This window comes from Pseudomonas sp. GM79 (genome assembly GCF_000282495.1).
Classification (GTDB): Bacteria; Pseudomonadota; Gammaproteobacteria; order Pseudomonadales; family Pseudomonadaceae; genus Aquipseudomonas.
In genome coordinates, this window is record NZ_AKJE01000075.1 from 33,393 (window position 1) to 54,654 (window position 21,262).

Annotated in this window: 22 protein-coding genes; 13 read left to right on the plus strand and 9 right to left on the minus strand. The window is 60.5% G+C overall.

The window, feature by feature from the left end:
* The first annotated feature begins 3 nt into the window (after nucleotides 1-3).
* The gene (locus PMI36_RS10825) at nucleotides 4-390 is read left to right on the plus strand and encodes a DUF488 domain-containing protein (RefSeq protein ID WP_008073208.1); all 387 of its coding nucleotides are present in this window, start codon (nucleotides 4-6) and stop codon (nucleotides 388-390) included.
* Nucleotides 391-714: 324 nt separating this feature from the next.
* Nucleotides 715-1,641, plus strand: coding sequence for a universal stress protein (locus tag PMI36_RS10820; RefSeq protein WP_008073210.1), 927 nt, complete (start codon nucleotides 715-717; stop codon nucleotides 1,639-1,641).
* Between the two features lie 145 nt (nucleotides 1,642-1,786).
* Here the strand turns inward: PMI36_RS10820 and PMI36_RS10815 are convergent, their stop codons facing one another.
* The 5 genes from PMI36_RS10815 to PMI36_RS10795 form a co-directional block, all read right to left on the minus strand.
* Complete coding sequence (locus tag PMI36_RS10815; RefSeq protein WP_008073212.1) at nucleotides 1,787-2,599, minus strand: class I SAM-dependent methyltransferase; 813 nt, start codon at nucleotides 2,597-2,599, stop codon at nucleotides 1,787-1,789.
* A gap of 37 nt (nucleotides 2,600-2,636) precedes the next feature.
* Nucleotides 2,637-2,909 (minus strand): DUF4242 domain-containing protein, encoded by a 273-nt coding sequence (locus PMI36_RS10810; protein ID WP_007896003.1) that lies wholly within the window; start codon nucleotides 2,907-2,909, stop codon nucleotides 2,637-2,639.
* 188 nt (nucleotides 2,910-3,097) lie between these two features.
* A complete protein-coding gene (locus PMI36_RS10805; RefSeq protein WP_008073213.1) occupies nucleotides 3,098-4,309 on the minus strand; it encodes a cytochrome c biogenesis protein DipZ in 1,212 nt (403 codons plus the stop codon).
* Nucleotides 4,310-4,479: 170 nt separating this feature from the next.
* Nucleotides 4,480-4,701: a hypothetical protein gene (locus tag PMI36_RS10800; protein WP_008073214.1), complete on the minus strand. Its 222-nt coding sequence runs from the start codon at nucleotides 4,699-4,701 to the stop codon at nucleotides 4,480-4,482.
* A gap of 48 nt (nucleotides 4,702-4,749) precedes the next feature.
* Nucleotides 4,750-5,013 carry a DUF2790 domain-containing protein gene (locus tag PMI36_RS10795; RefSeq protein ID WP_008073215.1) on the minus strand — a complete coding sequence of 88 codons (264 nt, stop codon included), beginning with the start codon at nucleotides 5,011-5,013 and terminating at the stop codon, nucleotides 4,750-4,752.
* Between the two features lie 487 nt (nucleotides 5,014-5,500).
* On the opposite strand from PMI36_RS10795, the gene PMI36_RS10790 reads away from it, so the two are divergent.
* Both PMI36_RS10790 and PMI36_RS10785 read left to right on the plus strand, forming a co-directional pair.
* Nucleotides 5,501-6,241 (plus strand): response regulator, encoded by a 741-nt coding sequence (locus tag PMI36_RS10790; protein ID WP_008011892.1) that lies wholly within the window; start codon nucleotides 5,501-5,503, stop codon nucleotides 6,239-6,241.
* Entirely contained in the window at nucleotides 6,238-7,548 is a 1,311-nt protein-coding gene (locus PMI36_RS10785) for an ATP-binding protein (protein WP_008073216.1), read from the plus strand. Before PMI36_RS10790 ends, PMI36_RS10785 begins: the two co-directional genes overlap by 4 nt.
* 138 nt (nucleotides 7,549-7,686) lie before the next feature.
* On the opposite strand, the gene PMI36_RS10780 is transcribed toward PMI36_RS10785, so the two are convergent.
* Both PMI36_RS10780 and PMI36_RS10775 read right to left on the minus strand, forming a co-directional pair.
* Entirely contained in the window at nucleotides 7,687-8,445 is a 759-nt protein-coding gene (locus PMI36_RS10780; protein ID WP_008073217.1) for an HvfC family RiPP maturation protein, read from the minus strand.
* A 3-nt stretch (nucleotides 8,446-8,448) separates the two neighbouring features.
* Nucleotides 8,449-9,276 (minus strand): HvfB family MNIO-type RiPP peptide maturase, encoded by an 828-nt coding sequence (locus tag PMI36_RS10775; protein ID WP_008073218.1) that lies wholly within the window; start codon nucleotides 9,274-9,276, stop codon nucleotides 8,449-8,451.
* A 297-nt stretch (nucleotides 9,277-9,573) separates the two neighbouring features.
* Here PMI36_RS10775 and PMI36_RS10770 point away from each other — a divergent pair, with 297 nt between their 5' ends.
* Nucleotides 9,574-10,620, plus strand: coding sequence for a class I SAM-dependent methyltransferase (locus PMI36_RS10770; RefSeq protein ID WP_032830528.1), 1,047 nt, complete (start codon nucleotides 9,574-9,576; stop codon nucleotides 10,618-10,620).
* A gap of 139 nt (nucleotides 10,621-10,759) precedes the next feature.
* Here the strand turns inward: PMI36_RS10770 and PMI36_RS10765 are convergent, their stop codons facing one another.
* Nucleotides 10,760-11,659: a LysR family transcriptional regulator gene (locus PMI36_RS10765; protein WP_008073227.1), complete on the minus strand. Its 900-nt coding sequence runs from the start codon at nucleotides 11,657-11,659 to the stop codon at nucleotides 10,760-10,762.
* Nucleotides 11,660-11,902: 243 nt separating this feature from the next.
* On the opposite strand from PMI36_RS10765, the gene PMI36_RS10760 reads away from it, so the two are divergent.
* From PMI36_RS10760 to PMI36_RS10750, 3 genes are read left to right on the plus strand one after another with little or no spacing between them, the layout of a single operon-like run.
* Nucleotides 11,903-12,601 carry a CoA transferase subunit A gene (locus PMI36_RS10760; RefSeq protein WP_007896014.1) on the plus strand — a complete coding sequence of 233 codons (699 nt, stop codon included), beginning with the start codon at nucleotides 11,903-11,905 and terminating at the stop codon, nucleotides 12,599-12,601.
* A gap of 36 nt (nucleotides 12,602-12,637) precedes the next feature.
* The gene (locus PMI36_RS10755) at nucleotides 12,638-13,303 is read left to right on the plus strand and encodes a CoA transferase subunit B (RefSeq protein ID WP_007896015.1); all 666 of its coding nucleotides are present in this window, start codon (nucleotides 12,638-12,640) and stop codon (nucleotides 13,301-13,303) included.
* Nucleotides 13,304-13,314: 11 nt separating this feature from the next.
* Nucleotides 13,315-14,496, plus strand: a complete 1,182-nt coding sequence (locus tag PMI36_RS10750) for an acetyl-CoA C-acetyltransferase (RefSeq protein ID WP_008073228.1) — start codon at nucleotides 13,315-13,317, stop codon at nucleotides 14,494-14,496.
* A gap of 230 nt (nucleotides 14,497-14,726) precedes the next feature.
* Here PMI36_RS10750 and PMI36_RS10745 read toward each other — a convergent pair whose 3' ends face one another.
* Entirely contained in the window at nucleotides 14,727-15,329 is a 603-nt protein-coding gene (locus PMI36_RS10745) for an NADPH-dependent F420 reductase (RefSeq protein ID WP_008073229.1), read from the minus strand.
* Nucleotides 15,330-15,439: 110 nt separating this feature from the next.
* Here PMI36_RS10745 and PMI36_RS10740 point away from each other — a divergent pair, with 110 nt between their 5' ends.
* The 5 genes from PMI36_RS10740 to PMI36_RS10720 all read left to right on the plus strand — a co-directional run bounded on the left by PMI36_RS10740 (nucleotide 15,440) and on the right by PMI36_RS10720 (nucleotide 21,136).
* Nucleotides 15,440-16,342 carry a LysR family transcriptional regulator gene (locus PMI36_RS10740; RefSeq protein ID WP_008073230.1) on the plus strand — a complete coding sequence of 301 codons (903 nt, stop codon included), beginning with the start codon at nucleotides 15,440-15,442 and terminating at the stop codon, nucleotides 16,340-16,342.
* A 201-nt stretch (nucleotides 16,343-16,543) separates the two neighbouring features.
* Complete coding sequence (locus tag PMI36_RS10735) at nucleotides 16,544-17,341, plus strand: hypothetical protein (RefSeq protein WP_008073232.1); 798 nt, start codon at nucleotides 16,544-16,546, stop codon at nucleotides 17,339-17,341.
* A gap of 170 nt (nucleotides 17,342-17,511) precedes the next feature.
* The gene (locus PMI36_RS10730; RefSeq protein WP_008073238.1) at nucleotides 17,512-18,288 is read left to right on the plus strand and encodes a helix-turn-helix domain-containing protein; all 777 of its coding nucleotides are present in this window, start codon (nucleotides 17,512-17,514) and stop codon (nucleotides 18,286-18,288) included.
* Between the two features lie 103 nt (nucleotides 18,289-18,391).
* Complete coding sequence (gene yddG / locus PMI36_RS10725) at nucleotides 18,392-19,306, plus strand: aromatic amino acid exporter YddG (protein ID WP_008073241.1); 915 nt, start codon at nucleotides 18,392-18,394, stop codon at nucleotides 19,304-19,306.
* 27 nt (nucleotides 19,307-19,333) lie between these two features.
* Nucleotides 19,334-21,136 (plus strand): B12-binding domain-containing radical SAM protein, encoded by a 1,803-nt coding sequence (locus tag PMI36_RS10720; protein WP_008073242.1) that lies wholly within the window; start codon nucleotides 19,334-19,336, stop codon nucleotides 21,134-21,136.
* Nucleotides 21,137-21,262 lie beyond the last annotated feature (126 nt).

Below are 21,262 nucleotides of genomic sequence, written 5' to 3' on the forward strand. Positions count from 1 at the left end.
ATCATGCCCATCCACATCGTCCAACTCGGCTCCCCCCGCACCGCGAATGAAGGGCTGCGCCTGGGCACGGTACGCCGCCCGCCCCGTGGTGTACCGAAGGCCGAATTTGCCAGCCGGGATTTTTACGACGTGTGGCAACCGCTGCTGTCCCCCAGCCCCGAGTTGGTGGCCGAAGCCAAAGCGGCGGAAGATGCCAAAGCCTGGGATGCTTTCAAGCGCAAGTTCAAGGCCGAGATGAACCATCCCGCGCCCAGTCAACTGCTCGACCTGCTGGCCGCCCTCTCCCATCAAACGTCCCTGGCGGTAGGGTGTTATTGCGAGGACGAGGCCCACTGCCACCGTTCCGTGTTACGGGAGCTGCTGGAGGTACGGGGCGCGAAGGTTGTCTAGATAAAGAAAACACCACAAATCCCTGTGGGAGCGGGCTTGCTCGCGAAGGCGGAATGTCAGGCGACATCTTTATCGACTGAACGGCCGTCTTCGCGAGCAAGCCCGCTCCCACATTAGAACTTCGGCGTGACACCCATTGCATGCACACCGCGGATCCCTTTCATCGCTCCGTTCCGCAGATGCGCTTGCGGACGAGAGGTTGATCATGGTCAATACTTAGAGGATTGAATGGCTATCGAATGACCACACGTCGAGCGCACTGTCGCTCTCCCATGTCAGCCCAGGGGGACCGTCGTCTGCTCGTTTACCCACGGGAGGTTTGTCATGTCTGGTCAAGCTCGTTTCATGCTGGTCGCCTCGCCCCTGATGGAACACAGCCCGGCCTTCGACCGGGCCGCAGCGCTGGCCAAAGCCGAAGATGCGGCCCTGCATATCGTGGCTTTCGACTATCTGGAGGGCCTGGCGACCGCCGGCTTGGTCAACGAAAAGGCCCTGGAGCAGATGCGTCTGGGCTATGTCGAGCGTCACCGCCAGTGGCTTGAGGAACAGGCTCGCCCCTTGCGCAAGATCGGTGTGCACGTCACCACGGAGGTGACTTGGGTCGAAAATCCGCTGGAGGAAATCCTGACTCACCTCAAAGAGCAGCCGATGGACGTGCTGATCAAGGCGCTGGAACATCAATCGCGGCTGTCGCGGCTGGTGTTTACCCCCCTCGACGTGCATTTGCTGCGCGAATGCCCGGTGCCGCTGCACTTCGTCAGCCATGCCAAGCATGCGTTACCGCGCAAGATCGTTGCAGCGGTGGACCCCTTCCATCGTGATGATCACTACAAAAGCTTCAATGACCGGATTCTGCACGAAGCGTCAAAACTGGCGAGTGCCTGCAATGCCGAGCTCGACGTGGTCTACGCCTATGACCTTTCGTCTATCAGTTCGGACGAGTTCAGCTTCGAGAACGGTTCGGCTTTTTTCGCTTCGGACAAGGCCAAGACCCTGTTCGACTTTCAGGAGGATGCCTTTAACGAATTGGCCGCGCGCAACGGCATCGCGCCGGAGCAACGGCACATGATCATGGGCAGCCCGACCAAAGTGTTGACCCGCTATGCCGATACCTATGACGTCGACGTGATTGTCATGGGCCGGGTCGGCCATCGCGGCATGGGCCGGTTGATCGGCAGCACCGTGGAGCATCTGCTGTACAAAATGCCGTGCAGTGTGTGGGTTGTGTACACCGAGCGGCTGGATGAGTGATCGGGCTGGTCAGGTAGTCAATTCTGCACATACCCCTGTGGGAGCGGGCTTGCTCGCGAAGAGGACCTTACATTCAACAGTGATGTTGACTGAATGTCCGCCTTCGCGAGCAAGCCCGCTCCCACAGGGGATTTATGTTGTCGTTTCAACGCCGTGTAATCACCACCTCCAGGTATTCACTGGGCACCACCAGCGACCGCTCCCCCGCCCGGTTCAGGCGATTGAGCAGTTCGGTCATGTCGTTTTCCAGGGCGATGCCCCCTTCGGGTGGCAGGGTCGCAAAGGCTTTGTGAACCGGGCCATACCAGGTTCGGAAGGTGTCGATCCAGTGCGCGGCCGAGCGATAACGAAAGTTGAATAACCGCCGTGTCACCTGGAGCTGGAAATCGCGCTGGTCGAAGTGCGAGTTCAACCAGGCTTCGGTGCCCCAGTTCGAAGGCGGTTGCGCGCCTGGCGGTGGCGGCATGTGGCGACCCAGGGTCTTGAACATCTGGCCGATGAAGCCTTCAGGCGTCCAGTTGGCAAGGCCGATCCGGCCTCCCGGGCGACACACCCGCGCCAGTTCCGCGGCGGCCTTGGCTTGATCCGGCGTAAACATCACACCAAAGGTCGAAAGCACGGCATCGAAACTGGCGTCCTCGAACGGCAAGTCCTCGGCATCGGCCACCTGAAAGGTCACGTCCAGGTGTTCCGCCCGCGCGCGGTCTTCGCCGCGTTCAAGCAACTTGGCCACATAGTCAGTGGACGTGACCTTGCAGCCCCGGCGCGCGGCGGCGAGCGTTGCATTACCGTTGCCGGCGGCGACGTCCAGTACCTGCTCATCACAGAGCAAGTCGCAAGCTTCGGCCAGTTGTTCGCCGACGATTTGTAAGGTGGTACCGATCACGGCGTAGTCGCCGCTGGCCCATGTGGTCATTTGACGATTTTTCAGGGCAGTGAGGTCAATGGGGGTACTCATGGAGTCTGCTCCGTTGCGGATTGGAACGCGTCCCGACTCACTCCGCCGTGGTGGGATCGATGATGTTCATGACCCGGGAAACGCTGGTAATGGGAAATTCACCCTTTTGGGCGTGCTCCCTGATGAGTCCCTCGTTCGGCGCGATGTACACGCAGTAAATCTTGTCGCCAGTGATGTAACTCTCCAGCCACTGCACCTCTGGCCCCATCTCGCGCAACACATCGCAGGACTTTTGCGAGATCGCTTTGAGTTCTTGTTGCGGCAGTCCGCCGGCACCCGGAAGCTCGCGTTCAATAATGTATTTAGGCATGGCAAGTTCCTTTTCTTGTGGGTGATGACAGGGTCGGCAATGATCCCGTCGTCCACAAACTATCGCTTCCGGATACGCCGGCGTCCTGCCGATCGTCCGGAGAATTCACGAAACAGGGCATTCTCCGATGCATGGTCGCCTATCTGTAACGCGCCATTAACAGATTGGCTTGCGTCGCCTAAAACGGGTTAAGCGGCAGGCGTCTTGGCCTCTTCCAGCAATTGCCGAATCATCTGTTCCTGAGTCTCGTACCGTCCCTCGCCGAAGTGGGTGTAACGCACCTGGCCCTTGGCATCGATCAGGTAGTGAGCGGGCCAGTACTGGTTGTCGAAGGCGCGCCAGATCGCGTAGTTGTTGTCGATCGCCACCGGGTAGGTGATGCCGAGTTTTTTCACCTGATCGCGGACGTTGTCGATGATGCGTTCGTAACCGTATTCAGGGGTGTGCACGCCGATCACGACCAGGCCGTCCTTCTCGTATTTCTTCGCCCAGTCCTTCACGTAGGGCAAGGTGTGCTGGCAGTTGATGCAGTCGTAGGTCCAGAAGTCCACCAGCACCACTTTGCCGCGCACGGAATCGTTGCTCAGCGCTGGCGAGTTGAGCCACTCGACCGCGCCAGAGAGTGACGGCATCGCGCCTTTGGCCGCGTCCACGGTCGAGTCGGCCTTGACCTTGCTAACGAAGTAATCGACCACTTTCGGTACGGTTTCCAGCACGTGTTGTTCAACCGTGGTGACGCCTTCGGATGAGGTGCTGGCGAGCAATTTGTTGTCGGCCCCCGTGGAGATGACTGCTGCAGCAACCAACACCGCAGCCCCCGTGCCGCGACGCAGCCAACCGGTGAGCGGAATCGACGGTTTCAAGCGATTGACCAGGCCGCGACCGGCGAAGATCAAAGTGCCCAGGGACAACGCGCTGCCCAGGCCGTACGCCACCAGCAAAAGACTAGTGTGAGCGCTGGCGCCTTGCAGCATGGCGCCGGTGAGGATCACCCCGAGGATCGGCCCGGCACACGGTGCCCAGAGCAGCCCCGTGGCGACGCCGATCATTACCGAGCCTAACGGGCCAGACATTTTGCGAGTGTTGGGATCAAGGCGATTGCCCAACAGCACGAACGGGCGCGCCAGCCAGCCACCGATGCGGGCGGAGATCAGCGACAGCGCAAACAGAACCATCACAATCAGCGCCACATGGCGGCCGGTGTTGTTGGCTTGCACTACCCAATCGCTGCTGACCACGGCCAGGCTGGAGATCAGTGCGAAGGTCAGGGCCATGCCGCCGAGGGTGAGCAGGATCGAAGAACGCGTGCGTTTAACCCCGGCAAACAGAAACGGCACGACCGGGAGGATGCAGGGGCTGAGGACGGTCAAAATACCGCCCAGGAATGCGATGAGGAACATGGGGATCACCTTGAGAATACGAAGGGGGATACACCGCCGTTCCAATGTGGGAGCGGGCTTGCTCGCGAAGGCGCAGTGTCAGTCGACATCAATGTTGAATGTACTGGCCTCTTCGCGAGCAAGCCCGCTCCCATACTGGAACGGCGGAAATTGACAGAACTGTGCGGGCTTCAGGCCTCTAGCTGCTGGCCCTGTGGCGTCCGGCTGTAGCCGTTCTCTGCAACCAGTTGCCCTTGCGGTGTGCGGCTGGAACCATCCTCAGTCAGCAGCGGAGTCAGTTGGAAGCAGGTGCTGCTGCCACAGCTGCTCTGTTCTACCGCAGCGTTGGCATGGGCGGCGGCACCAGCTACGGAGAAAACGATGGCGGTGAAAAAGCGGGTGATGTTGTTCATGATGTTCTTCCTGTTTCAAAGGGAATGGGCAATGGGTCGTCGAAGGATTCAGCTGCCTTCGTTGCAGCCGTCAGCGAGTTTGCTGTAATCCAGGACCCGGGTTTTTCCTTGGGAATCCAGGTAGGTCATCCGCGCATTCACAATCCCGCAGGCAGGGGTGGCGTCCTGTTTCATCGACAGTACTTTCTGGATGTCCAGGTGCGTGCCGTAGGTGTAGGTTTGAGGGGTGACATCGGCTTCGGCGCGGGCCGACAAAGTGCAGATGTTCAGGGCGGCAAACAGGCAGGCGGCGTACACGGCTTTGGTGTTCATGGTGATTTCCTCAAGGCTTCAATAGGTCAATCGTTGATTGAGCCGAGGCGGTTGGGTTTGCCTCGATGGAACCTATTTGAAACCCGCGAGGTATCCCGTCTGTGTCGAGAACAGGCGCGGATAAATCGCTGTGTATCCGCGCCTGCTTGCGATACACAGCGATACAACCCCCCTGAAATTGCAATGCTGTCTTGAGTCCGTGAGAAACCTGTGGCGAGGGAGCTTGCTCCCGCTTGAGTGCGTAGCACTCACAATAATCGGCAAGGGTTGTCAGATTTTTTGGGGCCGCTGCGCAGCCCGACGCGAGCAAGCTCGCTCGCCACGAAGAGTCGCGCTTAAATGAACAGCATTGCCCTGAAACCGGCTGTTTTTGCGTCCCCGTGTATCTGCTGATACGCCAGATACACTGCAATACAATCGACGGCAGGCGAGCGGGCCAAGGCTCGATAGACTGCGCGACAACTCCCATTCAAGAGGCTTGGTCACCATGGAACACGTCGATCACATTCTCATCGTGGACGATGACCGCGAGATCCGGGAACTGGTAGGCAACTATCTGAAGAAGAACGGCCTGCGCACCACCGTGGTGGCGGATGGACGGCAGATGCGCTCGTTTCTGGAGTCCACGCCGGTGGACCTGATCGTGCTCGACATCATGATGCCGGGCGACGATGGCCTGGTCCTCTGCCGCGAGTTGCGCGCGGGCAAACACAAGGCCACGCCGGTGCTGATGCTCACCGCTCGCAACGATGAAACCGACCGCATCATCGGCCTGGAAATGGGCGCCGACGATTACCTGGTCAAACCGTTCGCCGCTCGTGAATTGCTCGCCCGCATCAACGCCGTGCTACGACGCACGCGGATGCTGCCGCCGAACCTGGTGATCACCGAAAGCGGTCGCCTGCTGGCGTTCGGTCGCTGGCGCCTGGACACCTCGGCCCGGCATCTGCTGGATCAGGACGGCACCATGGTCGCCCTCAGCGGCGCGGAATATCGCTTGCTGCGGGTGTTCCTCGATCATCCTCAGCGGGTGCTCAATCGCGACCAATTGCTCAACCTGACCCAGGGCCGCGACGCCGACCTGTTTGACCGCTCCATCGACTTGCTGGTGAGCCGCCTGCGTCAGCGTCTGCTGGACGATGCCCGGGAACCGGCCTACATCAAGACCGTGCGCAGTGAAGGCTATGTGTTTTCCCTGCCGGTGGAAGTGCTCGGTGCGCCGTCATGAACCTTGCGCTGCACTGGCCCCGCACGCTGGCTTCGCGGCTGTCGCTGATTTTCCTGATCGGCCTGATCCTCGCCCAGGTGCTGTCCTTTGGCGCTCAGTACTACGAGCGTTACGAAAGTGCGAAAAATACGATGCTGGGCAATCTGGAAACCGATGTCTCGACCTCCCTGGCCATCCTCGACCGTTTGCCCGCCGACGAACGCCCGAACTGGCTACCGCGTCTGGAACGCGCCAACTACAACTATCTGTTGAATGAAGGCTCGCCGGGCACGCCGATGGCAGCCCGCGAAGTGCCGATTGCAGCGACCTCGATTCAGGACGCCATCGGCCATGATTACCCGCTGACCTTCACCGACATCCCCGGCCCGAAAAAACACTTCCAGGCCCACCTGAGACTGAAGGACGGCAGCCCTGTCACTATCGACGTGCGACCGTCGATGGTGCCGTTGTCGCCGTGGTTACCGGCGGTGTTGCTGGGGCAACTGGCGCTGATGATTACCTGCACCTGGCTGGCCGTGAGAATCGCCATTCGCCCGCTCACCCACCTCGCCCAAGCGGTGGAAACCCTCGACCCCAACACCCACGCCGTACACCTGGACGAAAAAGGCCCGACCGAAGTCGCCTACGCTGCGCGGGCCTTCAATGCGATGCAGGCGCGCATTGCGGCTTATCTCAAGGAACGCATGCAACTGTTGGCGGCGATTTCCCACGACCTGCAAACCCCGATCACCCGCATGAAACTGCGCGCCGAGTTCATGGATGACTCCAGCGAGAAAGACAAACTGTGGAACGACCTCGGCGAGATGGAACACCTGGTGCGCGAAGGCGTGGCCTATGCCCGCAGCATTCATGGTGCCACCGAGGAGAGTCGTCGCACCGATCTGGATTCGTTCCTCGACAGCCTGGTGTTCGACTATCAGGACATGGGCAAAGACGTGCAGCTCGACGGCAAAAGCGCAGCCGTGATCAACACCCGGCCGCATGCCTTGCGACGAGTGCTGGTGAACCTGATAGACAACGCACTGAAATTCGCCGGCACCGCAGAGCTGTGGGTGGAAACGCAGGCCGATGGCAGCTTGTCGGTGAAAGTGATGGACCGTGGGCCGGGGATTGCCGAAGAGCAATTGGCACAGGTGATGGAACCGTTCTACCGCGTGGAGAATTCGCGCAATCGCAGTACGGGAGGGACCGGTTTGGGGTTGGCGATTGCCCAGCAGTTGGCCATCGCGATTGGCGGCTCGCTGACCTTGAGCAATCGTGACGGTGGTGGTTTGTGTGCGGAACTCAAGTTGCCAAAGCCCCAATAAACACCACACATCCAATGTGGGAGCGGGCTTGCTCGCGAAGAGGCCATCCCATTCAGCATCTATGTCGACTGACACACCGCCTTCGCGAGCAAGCCCGCTCCCACATTGGATGTGTGGTGTTTGGGGGATTGTGTGCGGTCAGGCCGCCATGCCGATCACCCCTTCATCATGCATCTGCTGCAACAACGCCAATCCGCTGTCGATAAACTCCGGCGATCCAACCATCTCCGCCTCCACCGCCAATCCTTCCAGCTGCGCTCGGCCATTGAGCTGAGGAAACGCTTCGATCCGCTGCAACAACCGCCACGCCAACGGGCTCAGTTCGGAAAACCGTACACCCCAGTCCTCGCCCCGACGAACCAACAGCAACGTCGGCTGAGCCGGCGGCGAGTCCGGCCGGTAATCCGGCCCCACCAACTGCACCGGCCAGGCATACGCCAATGGCCAGGCCAGCGGCGAAACCTGCAACGGTCGATCCAGCAGCAACCCGGCATCGCTGGCCGGCAATGGCTCGGCGTCGGATTGTTGCAGCGCCATCTCGACCCACTCGTAATGCGCCAGCTCAACCATGAATGGCGGCCACGGTCCATCGCTCAGCGCCAGCGGCTCAGAGGCCAGAAACTCGACAAACTCCTGGGCGATCTCGCCGAATTTTGGCGTTTGAGCGCGATAGTCCCTCAGGAAGATCCGCACCAATGCACGCCAATGATCATCGCCAAGCACCTTCACCAGCACTGGAAAAGTTCCGCTGAGCAACGACGACAGATTCGAAAACACCAGGTCGCGATAAACCTGCGCCCGTGCCACGTCCATCCCGTCGGGCGGCGCACAGTGGTCGGGGTCGCGCAGGTAGCGGGTCAATGTCTCTTGGTGCTGATACAGCGTCGGTTTATCCACGGTTCACCCCTCACCTTGCAAGTGGCGAATGGTCTGTAATTCGCTCACCAATTCAGAGAACACCGGAAAGTTGAAATCCCGTTCCAGCAGCGTCGGTTGCACACCGAACCGCGCATACGCCTCGGCCAGCAGCGACCAGACCACCGGTTTGACCGAGGCGCCATGGGTGTCGATCTTCAGCGTGTCGGACTCATCAAAGTGCCCCGCCACATGCATGGCAACCACCCTCCCCGCGTCGATGCCGGCCAGAAACGCCTGCGGATCGAAGCCGTGATTGATCGAGTTGACGTAGACATTGTTGACGTCCAGCAGCAGGTCGCAATCGGCTTCGCGCAGCACTGCGTTGGTGAACGTCAGTTCGTCCATGTCCTGTTGCGGCGCGGCGTAGTAGGAGACGTTTTCCACCGCCAGGCGCCGACCGAGAATGTCCTGTGACTGGCGAATTCGGGCGGCGACGTGGTGCACCGCTTCTTCGGTAAACGGCAACGGCAGCAGATCGTAAAGATGCCCGTCATCGCTGCAGTAGCTCAGGTGTTCGCTGTACAACGGCACCTTGTGGTGATCGAGGAAAACCCGCACCTGCTGCAGAAACCCGACGTCCAGCGGTGCCGGCCCCCCCAACGACAAGGACAAGCCGTGACAGGACAACGGATAGCGCTCGGCCAAGGCGCGAAACGCCGCGCCATGAGCGCCACCGATGCCGATCCAGTTTTCCGGCGCGACTTCCAGAAAGTCGAAAGCGCCCACCGGGGCTGCTTGAAGGTCCTTCATTAAACCGCGGCGCAAGCCTAGCCCGACGCTCGTCTTCGCTGATGTGAGGGGAGTCTGCATGGTGTCGATCTCATCCTGGGATCCGGTCTCCAGCGTCTGAAAAGTCAGTGCTGGCCGGCAGGCCCAGTCAAGCGCCGCGGTGTGTCGGGTGTGTGTTCACCAACGCCGCTCTTCTCAGGCCACTGTATCGGACAGGCAGTCAGATACAGTGGGATACACGAACTAGACTTGTTGATTACCCCCGCGGGGGGCCAGGACGCCGTTATCGTCCTGTTCATTCCCACGATCACCGCCCAAAGGTGCATGCCTCGACAAACAATGCCTCTGGACCCTGATCCTGCTGAAGGAGCACACATGATGGACGAGGCCAGGCTCAATGATTTCATGGGCAAACTGGTAAACGACATGGGTGGCGCGGCGATGCTCGCCAACGTCATCCTCGGCGAAGAGCTCGGCCTGTACCGGGCCATGGCCGACAGTCAGCCAGTCACCCCCGAAGCACTCGCCGAAAAGACCGGCTGCAACACCCGCCTGCTGCGTGAATGGCTCAGCGCCCACGCCGCTTCCGGTTACATGGAACACCGCGACGGCCAGTTCCGCCTGCCCGAAGAGCAAGCCCTGGCGCTGGCGATCGAAGATTCACCGGTCTATGTGGCCGGCGGTATCGGCGTGGTTGCATCGTTTTTCCATGACAAGGACAAACTGGTCAATGCCATGCGCGGTAACGGCGCCCTGCCTTGGGGCGACCACCATCCGTGCATGTTCAGCGGCACCGAACGGTTTTTCCGCCCTGGGTACAAGGCGCACCTGGTCAGCGAATGGCTGCCGGCTCTTGATGGCGTGGTCGCCAAACTGGAAGCCGGCGCCAAGGTAGCGGACATCGGCTGCGGCCACGGCGCCTCGACCGTGATCATGGCCCAGGCGTTTCCGAATTCACGGTTCGTCGGTTTCGATTACCACGCGCCTTCGGTCACCGTCGCCACCCAGCGCGCCGAAGAAGGTGGCGTGTCCGGTCGGGCGCGGTTCTTCCAGGGCACCGCCAAAAGCTATCCGGGCGACGACTATGACCTGGTCTGCTACTTCGACTGCCTGCACGATATGGGTGACCCGGTCGGCGCCGCAAAACATGCCTATGAATCGCTCAAACCCGACGGCTCGGTGCTGCTGGTAGAGCCTTTCGCCAACGACACGCTCGATGCCAACACCACTCCGGTGGGACGACTGTTCTACGCCGCCTCGACCTTTATCTGCACACCCAACTCACTGTCCCAGGAAGTCGGCCTCGGGCTCGGCGCCCAAGCGGGTGAGGCACGGTTGCGCAAGGTCTTCACCGAAGCGGGGTTCACGCAGTTCCGGCGGGCCACGGAAACGCCGTTCAACCTGATACTGGAGGCGCGTAAATAAGGGCCGGTTTGCCCGGATGCAACTGACGAAACCGGATCCTGTGGGAGCGGGCTTGCTCGCGAAGGCGTAGTGCCAGGCGACATCGATGTTGACTGTGCTGGCCTCTTCGCGAGCAAGCCCGCTCCGACAGTGATTGTGATCAGTACATAGAGAGGCGCTCGCCAAGGTTTTCGGCTTTGAGAATATCGAACAGCGCCTGCGCCGCCGCCGACAGTTCATGCCCTGTCGTCAGCACCCCGATCGCCCGTTCCACCACCGGGTCGCGCAGGGTTATGCAACGGGCGCCCAGCTCGTGCATCTGCCCGGCGCACAAGGCCGGCACCGCACTGACGCCCAATCCGCTGGCGACCATCCGCCCGACCGTTGCCAACTGATGGCTTTCAAATTCCACCGGCAACTTCATGCCCCGCGCCTGCAAGTGCTCTTCGAGCATCACCCGCACCGTCGATGGTCGCTGCAAGGTAATGAACGGCTCCTTGAGCAACGTCTGCCAATCGATGTCGGCCAGCTCCACCAGCGGTGAATCGAGGGGCACCACCGCCACAAACCGGTCGATGTACAACGGGGTAAATTCCAGCGACGAACTCTGGGTCGGTTCAAACGCCACACCTAATTCCACCTGACGGTCGCGAACCATTTCCAGCACCTGCTCGTTGATCACGTCATTCACTGTGACATTGACCTTGGGATAACGCGCGCGAAAGGTCTTGAGGATCGGCGGCAACAGGTTGCCAGCAAACGACGGCATCGCCGCCAGCGTCACGCGACCGCGCTGGAGGGTGAAGCGTTGGCGCAGTTCATCCTCGGCGTTGTCCCAGTCCGCGATCAATCGACGGGCCAGTGGCAGCAGCGATTCGCCTTCGGCGGTCAGTGCGACGTTGCGGGTATTGCGCGTGAACAGGCGCCCGCCCAAACCCTCCTCCAGCGCCTTGATGGTCAGGCTCAACGCCGACTGGGACAGGTGCAGCCGCTCGCACGCCACGGCAAAACTCAAACTCTGGGCCACGGCCAGGAATGCGCGGATTTGTTTGACGGTCATGGCCACGGTCTCCAACGGTAAGCACATCCAATGTAGTAGCTGCCGCAGGCTGCGATCTTTTGATCTTCAGCACCTTCAAGGGCGCCGAAAATCAAAAGAGCGCAGCCTGCGGCAGCTCCTGCCTATTAGTGAGTTTTATCTATCAATCAACCTTAAAAATCAACTTAACAAATAAATCATCCAGCGAGACACTCCCTCCCCATCCGGCTAGCCAGCCGCCCACAAAGAATAAAAGAGGTGCATATGGCAGGGTTCGACAAGCGCGTGTATTCCTACGAGGAAGCGATGGCAGGTCTTGAAGACGGCATGACCGTGATCTCCGGTGGCTTCGGCCTGTGCGGGATTCCGGAAAACCTCATCGCCGAGATCCAGCACCGCGGCACGCGTGATCTCACCGTGGTCTCCAACAACTGCGGCGTCGACGGTTTCGGCCTCGGTGTGCTGCTGGTAGACCGGCAGATCCGCAAGGTAGTGGCCTCCTACGTCGGCGAAAACGCGCTGTTCGAGAAGCAACTGCTGAGCGGCGAAATCGAAGTCGTCCTGACCCCTCAAGGCACCCTCGCCGAGAAAATGCGCGCAGGCGGTGCCGGCATCCCGGCGTTCTTCACCGCCACTGGCGTCGGCACTCCGGTGGCTGACGGCAAGGAAGTCCGCGAATTCAAGGGCCGCCAGTACCTGATGGAAGAGTCCATCACCGGTGACTTCGCCATCGTCAAAGGCTGGAAAGCCGACCATTTCGGTAACGTGGTCTATCGCCACACCGCCCAGAACTTCAACCCGCTGGCCGCCACCGCCGGCAAGATCACCGTGGTCGAAGTCGAAGAAATCGTCGAACCCGGCGAGCTGGACCCGTCGCAGATCCACACCCCTGGCATCTACGTCGACCGGGTCATTTGCGGCACGTTCGAGAAGCGCATCGAACAGCGCACCGTGCGTAAGTGATCCCCTGCCCCCGGACCGAATGAAGGAATAACAACAATGGCACTTTCCCGCGAACAAATGGCTCAACGCGTCGCCCGCGAAATGCAGGACGGCTACTACGTGAACCTCGGCATCGGCATCCCGACCCTGGTCGCCAACTACATCCCTGAAGGCATGGAAGTCATGCTGCAATCGGAAAACGGCCTGCTCGGCATGGGCGCCTTTCCGACCGACGCCGAAGTCGACGCCGACATGATCAACGCCGGCAAGCAAACCGTGACCGCGCGCATCGGCGCGTCGATTTTCTCGTCCGCCGAATCGTTCGCGATGATTCGCGGCGGCCACATCGACCTGACCGTGCTGGGCGCGTTTGAAGTGGACGTCGAAGGCAACATCGCCTCCTGGATGATCCCCGGCAAACTGGTCAAGGGCATGGGCGGCGCGATGGACCTGGTGGCCGGTGCAGACAACATCATTGTCACCATGACCCACGCCTCCAAGGACGGCGAGTCGAAACTGCTGTCGCGTTGCAGCCTGCCGCTGACCGGCGCCGGTTGCATCAAACGCGTGCTGACCGACCTGGCCTACCTGGAAATCAAGGACGGTGCGTTCATTCTCAAAGAGCGCGCGCCGGGCGTCAGCGTCGAAGAAATCGTCGCCAAGACCGCTGGTAAACTGATCGTGCCTGACCACGTCCCGGAAATGCAGTTCGCTGCCCAGTGAGGAATTTTTCCATGCAAGAAGTCGTGATTGTTGCCGCCACCCGCACTGCCATCGGCAGCTTCCAGGGTTCGCTGGCGAATGTGTCCGCGGTTGATCTCGGTGCTGCGGTGATCCGTCAACTGCTGGCGCAAACCGGTCTGGACCCGGCGCAGGTCGATGAAGTGATCATGGGCCAGGTATTGACCGCCGGCGCCGGGCAGAACCCTGCGCGTCAGGCCGCGATCAAGGCCGGCCTGCCCTTCGCCGTGCCGGCCATGACCCTGAACAAGGTCTGCGGCTCGGGCCTGAAAGCGCTGCATCTGGCAGCTCAGGCCATTCGCTGCGGCGATGCCGATGTGATCATCGCCGGTGGCCAGGAAAACATGAGCCTGGCCAACTACGTCATGCCGGGCGCCCGCACCGGTTTGCGCATGGGGCACGCACAGATCGTCGACACGATGATCAGCGACGGTTTGTGGGATGCGTTCAACGATTACCACATGGGCATCACCGCCGAGAATCTGGCCGAGAAGTACAACCTGACCCGTGAGCAACAGGACGCCTTCGCTGCCGCCTCGCAGCAGAAAGCCGTGGCCGCCATCGAGGCCGGGCGGTTTGCCGATGAAATCACACCGATCCTGATCCCCCAGCGCAAGGGCGATCCGCTGTCCTTCGCCACCGATGAACAACCTCGGGCCGGCACCACCGCCGACTCCCTGGGCAAACTGAAAGCGGCCTTCAAGAAGGACGGCTCGGTGACTGCCGGCAACGCTTCTTCGTTGAACGACGGCGCCGCGGCGGTGATTCTGATGAGTGCGGAAAAAGCCAAGGCCCTCGGGCTGCCAGTGCTGGCGAAAATCGCCGCTTATGCCAACGCGGGCGTCGACCCGGCGATCATGGGCATCGGCCCGGTGTCGGCCACTCGCCGTTGCCTGGACAAGGCTGGTTGGTCCATCGGTCAACTGGACCTGGTCGAAGCCAACGAAGCCTTCGCCGCGCAATCCCTCGCTGTGGCCAAAGATCTGGAATGGGACCTGAACAAGGTCAACGTCAACGGCGGCGCGATTGCCTTGGGCCACCCGATCGGTGCATCGGGTTGCCGGGTGCTGGTGACCTTGCTGCATGAAATGATCAAGCGTGATGCCAAGAAAGGCCTGGCCACCCTGTGCATCGGTGGTGGTCAGGGCGTGGCATTGGCGATCGAACGGGCATAAAGCGTTCAACAGACTGCACGGGGGCCCACGAAGAACCGCCGCAGCCTGGCAAAACACCCGGTGCGATTCACATCGCACCGGGTCCTCCGCATCACTGAAACATGTGAAACCTTGTGAGCTGCCGCAGGCTGCGATCTTTTGATCCTGATCTTCTGCGGCCTCAAAAACCCCAAAAGCAAGATCAAAAGATCGCAGCCTTCGGCAGCTCCTACAGGGGGATAGTCGTTGTGTCAGGCGAATTTCACCAGATTCAACGCAGGCAACGGTCCGCCCGGAAACTGCACCAGCCGCGCCCCGACACTCAGTTCGCCCAGATCGATTCCAAAGAACCCCAACCGCTCGATCAACGCAGCCACCTGGGCCTTGGCCTCGGCATCGTCACCAGAGAGAAACAGCACCCGCCGACCGCCCTCCGCTTTCGGATCGCTCTCAAGCAGATGCGCCTGTAGGTGATTGAACGCCTTGACCACCCGCGCACCGGGCACCCATTCGGCAAACACTTCGCTGGACGGACGTCCCTGCAAATCCACCGCTTTGAACGATGGCGCCTCAATCGAATTGTTCGCATCGATCACAATCCGCCCGCCGAAATCTGGCAGCCCGGCCAGTGCCGTCGGTAACTTCGACCAATTCACCGCCACCAAAACAATCGGCTGTGCAGCCGCTTCTTCACGGGTGCCGGCCCGCGCTGTCGGCCCGAGTTCTGCTACCAGTGAGGCCAGGGTTTGCGGGCCACGGCTGTTGGCGATAACGATTTCAATGCCCTGACGGGATAACGCTTTGGCGAAGGCTGTGCCGATGGCGCCGGCGCCGATGATTCCGATTGTGCTCATGGTGTTCACTCCGTGGTGGGTTGATGGAGTGAATACTGCACTTGCCATTACGACTTGATTAGACGGTAATAACTTGAATTATCTTCAAGCATTACTATCAGGTGTCTGAGATGGAAACCCTCGCCAACCTTGAATCTTTCGTGCGCAGCGCCGAAACCGGCAGCTTCTCCGCCGCCGCGCGGCTGCTCGCACTGACACCTGCCGCTGTCAGCCGCAACGTGGCGATGCTCGAACGCAACATCGGTGTGCGGCTATTCCAGCGTTCGACCCGCAAGTTGTCACTGACTGAAGCCGGGGAGCGTTTTCTGGCGAGTATCAGCGGCAATCTGCAAGGGTTGCAGGCGGCAATCAGTGCGGTGTCCAGTGATCGCGGGGAGCCGGCGGGCATACTCAAAGTCAGCCTGGCGCCGACTTTTGGCATCGGCCATGTATTGCCGTTGTTACCGGCATTTCTAGCGCGTTACCCGCTGATTCGCCCCGAATGGCACTTCGAAAATCGCCAGGTGGACCTGATCGCCGAAGGGTATGACGCGGCCATCGGCGGCGGTTTCGAATTGACGCCCGGGGTCGTCTCGCGGACGTTGGCAGCGGCGCATGTGGTGGCAGTGGTCTCACCGGCCTACATGGCCGGACGCACATCGCCCGACAGCCCGGCGGACCTGGCGCGATACAACGGGATTGTGATGCGCGGCGTGCGCACTGGGCGGCTGCGTCATTGGGTCATGCAGGATGGCACGGGCAATGAAGCAAGCGCCGAGCTGAGTGAAAACATCGTGCTCAATGACCCGGCCGCCATGCGCGAAGCGGCCCTGCTCGGCCTCGGTGTGACGCTGCTGGTGTTGCCGGATGTCGCCGCTCATATTGAGCGTGGCGAACTGGTGCGCTTGCTACCGGACTGGCATGCCGACGCGGGGCCGATTTCGCTGTATTACCCGAGCCGCACGTTGATGCCGGCCAAGACCCGGGTGTTTATCGATTATCTGGTCGAGGCGTTTGGGCGGGAGACCGCGTAATCGTTCTTCGCGAGCAAGCCCGCTCCCACATTGATCGGGGTTGATCATACATTTTGTGATCGGCACAGTTCCAATGTGGGAGCGGGCTTGCTCGCGAAGAGGCCCGGCCAGACAACACACCTCCCGACTCAGAAACCGTCCTGAGCAATCCATCGCCCGCAATGCTAACGTGGCCGGCTCACACCGAATGGAGACGCGTGCGTGCTGATGCTCAAACTGCTGGTGATTCCGGGATTTCTGTTGATGATTTCCCTGGCCGGTAAACGCTGGGGCCCAAGTGTGGCCGGTTGGCTGTCGGGGTTGCCGGTGGTGGTCGGGCCAATTCTGTTTTTTCTCGCCATCGAGCAAGGCGTGATGTTCGCCGCTCAGGCGGCGACGGCAGCGTTATCGGCAATGTTCGCCATGATTGCCTTCTGCGTGACCTACGCCCAGGTTGCACAACGCTTGAGCTGGCCGTGGGCACTGATGATTTCATTGCTGGTCTGGGGATTGGCTGCCGGTGTGCTGTCGCTGATCCCGCCGTCTCTGGTGTTCTCGGTAATCGCGGCCGCCACCGCATTACTGGCCGCTCCGTACCTGTTTCCCTCGGTGCAACCTATCGTTTCAGGCCCGACGCCGAAGTCCGACAAACTGCTGCTGCGCATGATGGCCGGCGCCCTGCTCACATTGGCTGTGACGTTGCTGGCCAGCACCGTCGGCGAACGCTGGAGCGGGTTGCTCGCGGTATTCCCGGTGCTAGGCAGTGTGATGGCGGTGTTTTCCCAGCAGACTCGCGGGCCTGCTTTTACTGCGGTGTTGCTCAGGGCGACGGCGACGGGGATGTATTCGTTTGCGGCGTTTTGTCTGGTGTTGGCGCTTGCGCTGCCGCAGTTTGGGTGGCAGGGGTTTGTTTTGGGCGTGGGAGTATCGATGGGAATGTTGTTGATCACGAAACGCTTGCTTTTGCGATCTGGAAACAATGCACCAGGAACACGAAAGCTGCGCAAGATGAATGGATAGCCTTGGCTTTTCAGCGGTTAGACATCACGCCGGCAAAAACCGCAGGCATTACGGCATGATGCGTCCCGTCCTTTCCCCATGAAGAGGCCGTTTTTCTTGAACGATTGCGAGGGTGGCACAGAGTTCGGTGACTCAGGCATGATGCGAACTTCAGCCAACGGAGAGGCGTAATGAGCAGCAACGATAGCCCATCGGTTTCACTGGCCCTGCGTTCGTATACGGGTCAGGTCGAGCTGCATGATCACGACTTCCATCAAGTCGTGCTACCGCAGTCCGGCGCCATGGACATCGAGGTTGACGGCCAGGGCGGCAAAGTCGACTGGAGCCAGGGAGTGGTGATTCCCGCCGGTGCGCGTCATGCGTTTCTGGCGCAGAAGGCTAATACCTTTTTGGTGCTCGACGTGCCAGCGGCGCCTTTCGGCGAGCAGCAGAATATCGATTTGTCGAGCAGACTGCTGGTCGACAAACTCTTCTTCCCGGTGCGCCCGGAAATCCGCCATTTGCTCGATTACGCCGCCCGTAGCGCGCCGATGCTGATCAGCTCGCCTCAGGTGGCCGAATCCTGGAGCACGTTGCTGTTGTCCTCTCTGACGCTGCCCTCCAGAAACATCCCCGATCACAGCCAGTTCACGCTCGCCCGGGCCCTGGCCTGTATCGAAAGCAACCTGGACAGCGCGCTCACCGCCACGGACATCGCGCGGGTGGCCGGAACCAGCGAACGGCGCCTCTACGTGTTGTTCGATCAGCACTTGAAGACCACACCTTTCGCGCACATTGCGAGCTTGCGCCTGAACAGAGCCATCGAGCTGCTTTGCGAGACCGCGCTGTCGATCACCGAAATCGCTCATCGGGTCGGCTATGCCGATCAGAGTGCCCTCACCCATGCGCTGAAAAAGCACCGTGACCTCACCCCGGCCGCCGTCCGCAGAAGTTCACGCTTGGCGTGAATCCGGCAGGCCTGAACAAATCTTCAGCAGTTTCCGTCAATACCCTCCCCACCAGACCTTTCTATCATCGCCTCACTGACATGAAGAATCAGACGAGGCACAGATGAGCGAAGCGACGCAGACAACCAAAACACTTGGGTCCGCCAAGACCGCGACATCCGCCACTGCCGTCGGTGTGATCGCAGTGTTTCTATGGTCCTGCCTGGCGTTATTGACCACCCTTACTGAAGGCATTCCCCCCTTTCAGTTGCTGACCCTGAGCTTCGGCGTCGCGTTTGTGGCGAGTCTGTGCATTCTCGGGCGACGCGGTGTGGCAGGGTTTCGCAGCTGGAACCAGCCCTGGTCGGTCTGGGCGGTCGGTTTTCTCGGGATCTTCGCCTACCACGCGCTGTATTTTTTCGCCCTCAAAGCCGCTCCAGCCGCCGAGGCCAGCCTGATCGCCTACTTGTGGCCGCTGCTGATTGTGCTGTTCTCGGCCTTCACCGCCGGTGAACAGCTACGCAAACGCCAACTGCTCGGTGCGCTGCTGGGGCTGGCCGGGACCGCATTCATCATGCAGCAGCGTGCTTCGGCGGAAGTCGCCGACATGCCGGTGGCCGGCTACCTGGCCGCGTTCGCCTGCGCGTTGGTCTGGTCGTCCTACTCGGTCATCAACCGGCGCTTCAACGAAGTGCCAAGCAGCATCATCGGCGGCATCTGCGGCCTGGTCGCGGTGGCAGGTCTGGTCTGTCATCTGGCGTTTGAGACCTCGGTCACCCCCGACTCCGGCCAATGGGCGGCCATCGTCGGCCTCGGCCTGGGGCCAGTGGGGCTGGCGTTTTTTGCCTGGGATCACGCGACCAAGCACGGCAGCCTGTCGATGCTCGGCGCACTGTCGTACCTCGCGCCACTGATCTCGACCCTGCTGTTGGTGGCCATCGGGCAAAGCCATGCCAGCCCGTTCCTGATTATTCCCGCCCTGCTGATTATCGTCGGCGCCGTTATCGCAACCTCGCGAACAGGTCAGCCCAAAGCCTGACATCAATGTTGTAAAGGAGCTGTGGAGATGGACCTGATTGCCTCTGAAGGAACAGTAAGGATTGAACGCGACCTGCCACGTTTTAGCGTGGCCCCCAATCGACCTGCACTCCAGCACCTGGGGCTGCCTTCACTGAAATCGAGCCGCAGCGGCATTCGCCGTCGTGCCAACGGCGAAGCCCCGCGAGTGCTGCTATTCGTGCCACCCTACACACGGTTGATCGAACCGGTGCCGCTGGGCAGCGCGTTTGCCGATATCGGCATCGACACGTTCGAAGTCATGAAGCGCGCGGGTACGCCCATCGGCCTGTTGCGCATCGCCACGGTGGCCAGGCGTGCCGGTTACGACGTGCAAATTGTCGATGCGCCGTTCGCCGGCTGGTCTCAGGAACAGACACTGGTGGCAGTCGATCAGGGCCACTTGATCCGCTATGGCCTCACCGACGCGCAGATGCGCAAGATCATCGAAGACGCCCAGCCGGACATCGTCGGCATCCAGTGCAACTACACCGTGCAGTGGGGCAACGCACGGGCGCTGGCCGATCTGGTGAAATCCATCGACCCCGACTTGCTGCTGGTCACCGGTGGCGCGCATTCGAGCGGCGACTGGCAGAACGTCTTGCTCGACTCGCCCTTCGATTTCACGCTGATCAACGAAGCCGATCGTGCCTTCACCCTGTTGCTCGACGCCCTCACCCATGACGCCGGCAATGTTGACGCTGTACCGGGTATTGCCTACCGCAACTACAGCGGCCAGTTGGTTCGCCCGACACGCAAATCCAGCTACTTGAGCATTGTCCCGGCCCGGCAGGATCTGGAAGAGCGTCTGGGCGTGATGCCGCTGCCGGACTTCAGTTTCCTCGATATGAACAACTATCTGCAGCCTTATCACTCCTCCGGGGCCAGGGTGCGCAAGAACGGGGCCTGGGCACAGATCTTTTCCACCATCGGCTGCAACGTCAATTGCAACTTTTGCTACATCCCCAAGATCAACGGCCCCTGGCGGGCACTTGGGCTGGACTGGTTTGACCTGCACCTGGCCGACCTGGTCAAACAGGGCGTGACTGAAGTGCTGATCGAAGACGATCACCTGATGCACGACCCGCTGTACGCCATGGAAGTCGGCAAATTATTGAAGAAACACAACCTGCCCTGGGTCGAGGAAGGTGGTCTGAGCTTGTTCAATCTGGTGCTGTTGCACAAGGGCGAGCAATTTCTAGCCGAACTCGACGAACAGGAACTCAAAAGCCCCCATTACCGCAATGTCATCGCGGCCATTCGCGGCGGGCTAACGGCAAAGGCATTCATCCGGTCAATCGCCGAGAACGGCTGCTACAACATTTATCTGGCAGTGGAGAGTGCCAACGAAGAAAGCCTGGTGAACTCCAACAAGTCACGCTTCAACGCCATCCAGCAGGCAACCTTCGAAATCATTCAGATGTTTACCGAATGCGGGATTCAGGTCACCGGTGGGTTCATGCTCGGTTTCGTCAACCCGCCTGCTTCGGCCGGTGAGCAACCGTTCATTGAAAGCCTGGGGCAGATCAGCAATACCATCGACTACGCCGTCAACCTGATGGGCGCAGGTATGGCTTATGCCAATCCCTTTATCGTCACGCCGATTCCGGGCACTGAAATGTGGGAATACCAGCAGCAATACGTAGTCCGCCACTACGACAACGGCTGGTCTCATGAAAAAGCCACCATGGCCACGGAGAAGTGGAGCGCCGAAGACATCGAAAAAGCCCGCATGGAACTGCTGGTGCGCGCCAACGGTGCCGATCGGGTCAGGGAGATGGTGCGGCGTGGGACGTGGCCGGTGGATGCTTGAGAGAGCGCTTGCCCCCTCGCCACAACCAACTCATTCGCCAGTACTGCGTAACCAGTCAGCACATTCGCGCTGGAGTGCTTCCTGACCTCCATGGGATGATCGCCGTCAAAGCGCGGATCATCCCCT